The organism is Corynebacterium sp. S5S1 (assembly GCF_001913985.1).
GTDB classification, from domain to species: domain Bacteria; phylum Actinomycetota; class Actinomycetes; order Mycobacteriales; family Mycobacteriaceae; genus Corynebacterium; species Corynebacterium marquesiae.
This window is the reverse complement of record NZ_MKXT01000076.1, coordinates 1-3,660: the sequence shown is the minus strand read 5'-3', so window position 1 is coordinate 3,660 and position 3,660 is coordinate 1. Positions and strand designations below refer to the sequence as shown.

Here is a 3,660-nt window from a genome sequence, read left to right as displayed (position 1 = left end):
AAGCGTCGTATTTTATAGCCACTTCGTTCTAAAAATACCGGCTTGATGGGGATATCCCCATACCCCTTATGTTTTTGCTAACGCAAAAAATGAGTGGCTTAAATGCTAGCCACTCATAGTTAAAAACCGTTAAACCCAAGCGACCAAAAATGGTGGTCGCACATTCGTTTTTAAATTTTATGATCACTTCGTGTATAAAATTTAATGTACTCAAATTCAAAGTATAAATAATATAAAAATCAAAATTAGGATAATTACAATATCCCAAAATATACCTTTACCATCTTTTTCTAAAAAGTCTGGAATACTACCAATAATTAATCCAATTATAAATATAATTTTAACAAAGGTATTTATATAATCTAAAAACGTCCAATCAAACATCGAATTCAAAATGAATAGTAATATCCATGCAATTACCGCACAATTCATTATATTACTAGCAATTTTTTTATATATTGCGTGTTCATAATTTCTTTCTGAAAAAAGCATAACAACCACTCCAAATTATTTTAAATTCTAAAATCATTTTGCCAAAAAGTAATTTGTTTCCAAAAAGTAATTTGTTTCTGTAATTGTTTTTCATTTTCTCTTAAAGTCGATTTCATTAATTCAGTTAAATCAACTGGCGATATTTCTTTAATTAAGTTTTTATATTTATATTTAGCATGTCGTTCAAGTTTTCCCCATGTATCTTCTTCATGAATTAACATATAAACCATTGCTTGCTCTTTTATTTTTTCTAGTACAGTCCAATTAGGTTTTAATATATGCAAATCATCAAAACAGCTATTCCACATATCAACCATATTTCTTTTAAGCTCAATTTCTACACGCCATAAGTGTTCTGAATTAATTTCAATATCGGCATTATCTTTGCGTTCTTGCTTTTTATTATAAATTCGAATGAATCTATCACTATCACGTACACCAAAATATTTTGTTTCTGGTTTACCATTACGCCCATAAAATATAGTTTTCTTAACTGCTTTATCAGTCATTGTGTAATAATCGCTTAAATCTTCTTCAAAATCGAAAGCCAAATCTAATCTTGTAAATCCATCATCTTCCATGTAGCTAATTACATTGCGTTTTAACCAAAGCATTTCATCATACGTTAATTTATTAGGATTAAATTCAACACGCATATTACGTCTATCCCAACTATCTGCTCTCACTTTGTCATATTCGATATATACTTTTTCTTGAAGTGCTTTAGCTTTGAATTTGGTTTGTAGAATATCCCAAAGTCTAAATCGAGGCTCAACACTCATAAATTTTGATAATTGTTCTGCATTATCTTTATTAAGATTTCCAACAATTGTCATAGCGTCAAAACTTAAATTTGGTTGAGGGGTGGTAAAAAAATTACCACTAGTAGCCGGTTTTAGAAAAATTGTCTAAATCCTTATTTTGTAAGTAATTTGAATGATTTTCTTCAGTCATAAAAAATCGACTCCTTAATTTGTTTTAAGAAGTCGTCCATCCAAACGTCAAATGTAAATGTTGAAGTATAATCAAATATCGTTTAATATCTAATTATACAAAATTAACAAATAGCATAGTTAAGTATATTTGGATTTGTCGTTCCACAAACTTTGGTCGGGGAGTGGGCGACTTCTTTTTATTTGTTTATTAATATAACACTATCAGAAGACTTGGTCTAATCAGATCAGGTCTTTTTTATTTAAACATTTGTATTATCTGGTAGACAGTTAAAACTACTAGAACACCAAATACATACTTACTTGTTATAAAATTCTCAAATGCTTCTTTGAATTTCATATTATCAGCTCCAAATTATTCTAAACTACGTCCATTTTTCTCTTTCTGTTTATCTTTAATCATTTCTGACGGAACTGCAAAAACAAACATCAAGATGAATAATATAATTGCCATGTGCGGAATATCTTCTAAGAAATACCAACGCAAATGCCAATCAAACATCATATTGGCAGACATAACTGCATACTTTAAAAATAATAATGCTGCACAAATAAAAGCTAATCCATCTAACATTTTAGTTATAAATTTCAACTTCATTCTCCTTTTTTTATTTCACAATAACATGATTGCCTTATTCCAATTCCTCTATTTGTCGACGATTCTGCGCTCCTTAATAATCCTAAAGCTGTCCATCGGTCGATTTGATAGCTGACGCTATCCGACCGCTGGCGCTTTTAGTCTAATTAAGGGCTCTCATCGACAAATAGATTTTCTCGGCATAATAGCGTGCTTATCCTTAGAAAAAGACTTCGAATTTTTTTCTAATCCATTCATAAAGATAAATAAAACCACCTATCGCAACAATATAAGGTAATCCATAAGCAATATACCAAATAAATGTCATAAAGCCTTCAGACGCTTTAATTTTACTTGCTATTGCTTTTTGTAATATATCTATGTGTATAAAGTCCATAAAATCACTGCCAATAGTCATAACTAACGCAAATAGCATAAATACTAATAACATTGCTCCAAATCCACGATACATGAGTTTAATTCTTTTTTGATACTCTTCATGTGATGATCGCACTTCTTGTAGCATTCGTTCATTTTCATCACGTACCTTATAAATATCTCTGCCTATGATATTGGCTAATTCATCTGTATTTACCTTATCCAATTTTTCTTTAAGAATATTAGTAAACTCATTATGCACTTTAACACCATTATCTCGAAAATCCTTCGTCGCCCCTGTCAATTTCGATGTGATGTCCTTTTGTTCTTTCTCTCGTGCGTTCTGGTTCTCTTGTATCTCTGTTAGATACTTGATGATGAGCTTGTTTTGCTTTTTCAATTCTTCGATTTCTTGTCTTTCTAAGTTGTTCTGCGTTGTGTTCGACTGCGTCCCAATCGACTTCGAACTGGTCTGTGTACTCTGCGACTGGGTCTTTTTCTGATTCTCGTTTTTCTTCTCTCTCTCGTCTTTCAAACTCATATTCTAACGCCCCCTTATCGTAATCTTGTCCAAGGGTTTTGCCACGTACCCATTTATTTACGTTTTCCGGCTTATATGAGACGTTTTTGCCCCTTACCTTAAATTCTATACCTGATTCCTTTAAATGCTCTGAAAAGCTCTTAAAATCGCTTGTATGTTCTTTCGCATGTTCTATTTTTTCTCTCAAATCATCTTTCCAAGAATATTGGTATTTCTCTATCAATGATTTTTCGGCTTGTGTGTATCTCAATTTCGCCGTATCTCGTTCTGGCACACTCAAACCATGTTCTCGACAAATATCGTCATTGGCTTGTTTAACCAAATCTCTTTGTTGTTTATTACTTTGATATTTGCGTCCTGTTTCAAGGTCAATTGAATTAATTACAATATGATTGTGTACATGCTCTTTATCTGTATGCGTATAGATTGCCACTTGATGATTAGGTGCAATCTTTTCGGCTAGTTCTAAGCCAAGTTGATTACATTGTTCTGGTCTTACTTCGCCAGGCTTGAATGACTGTATAACTGTATGAGCTTGAATACCGTTTTCTTTGCCATATAACGCCCTAGTTTGCTTAAACGATGATTTCGCATAATCTATATCACAATTTAAGCCACTCTTTTCTTCTGCTCGCTTTTCTGCGTAATTGATTGCTCGACTTGCCGATTTGGTATTACCTAATTTAGTTGTTGCCATATCTCATCAAGCCTTTCACGTA

5 protein-coding genes are annotated in these 3,660 nt (G+C 32.1%); all 5 read right to left on the bottom strand.

The window, feature by feature from the left end; translation table 11 throughout:
* Window positions 1–216 precede the first annotated feature (216 nt).
* The gene (locus BKN05_RS12760) at window positions 217–501 is read right to left on the bottom strand and encodes a hypothetical protein (RefSeq protein WP_449993692.1); all 285 of its coding nucleotides are present in this window, start codon (window positions 499–501) and stop codon (window positions 217–219) included.
* Between the two features lie 11 nt (window positions 502–512).
* Window positions 513–1,328, bottom strand: a complete 816-nt coding sequence (locus tag BKN05_RS12755; RefSeq protein ID WP_502686342.1) for a replication initiation factor domain-containing protein — start codon at window positions 1,326–1,328, stop codon at window positions 513–515.
* 472 nt (window positions 1,329–1,800) lie between these two features.
* On the bottom strand, window positions 1,801–2,043 hold the full coding sequence (gene elxI1 / locus BKN05_RS12750; RefSeq protein WP_049379700.1) for an epilancin biosynthesis-related protein ElxI1: 243 nt from the start codon (window positions 2,041–2,043) through the stop codon (window positions 1,801–1,803).
* A 199-nt stretch (window positions 2,044–2,242) separates the two neighbouring features.
* Window positions 2,243–2,662 carry a DUF334 domain-containing protein gene (locus BKN05_RS12745; RefSeq protein ID WP_502686341.1) on the bottom strand — a complete coding sequence of 140 codons (420 nt, stop codon included), beginning with the start codon at window positions 2,660–2,662 and terminating at the stop codon, window positions 2,243–2,245.
* A gap of 10 nt (window positions 2,663–2,672) precedes the next feature.
* On the bottom strand, window positions 2,673–3,638 hold the full coding sequence (locus BKN05_RS12740; protein ID WP_049379698.1) for a relaxase/mobilization nuclease domain-containing protein: 966 nt from the start codon (window positions 3,636–3,638) through the stop codon (window positions 2,673–2,675).
* Between the last annotated feature and the right edge of the window lie 22 nt (window positions 3,639–3,660).

Coding starts and splice junctions, on each gene's coding strand:
- BKN05_RS12740 (WP_049379698.1), bottom strand. CDS start 3,638: ATGGCAACAACTAAATTAGGTAATACCAAATCGGCAAGTCGAGCAATC.
- elxI1 (WP_049379700.1), bottom strand. CDS start 2,043: ATGAAGTTGAAATTTATAACTAAAATGTTAGATGGATTAGCTTTTATT.
- BKN05_RS12755 (WP_502686342.1), bottom strand. CDS start 1,328: ATGACAATTGTTGGAAATCTTAATAAAGATAATGCAGAACAATTATCA.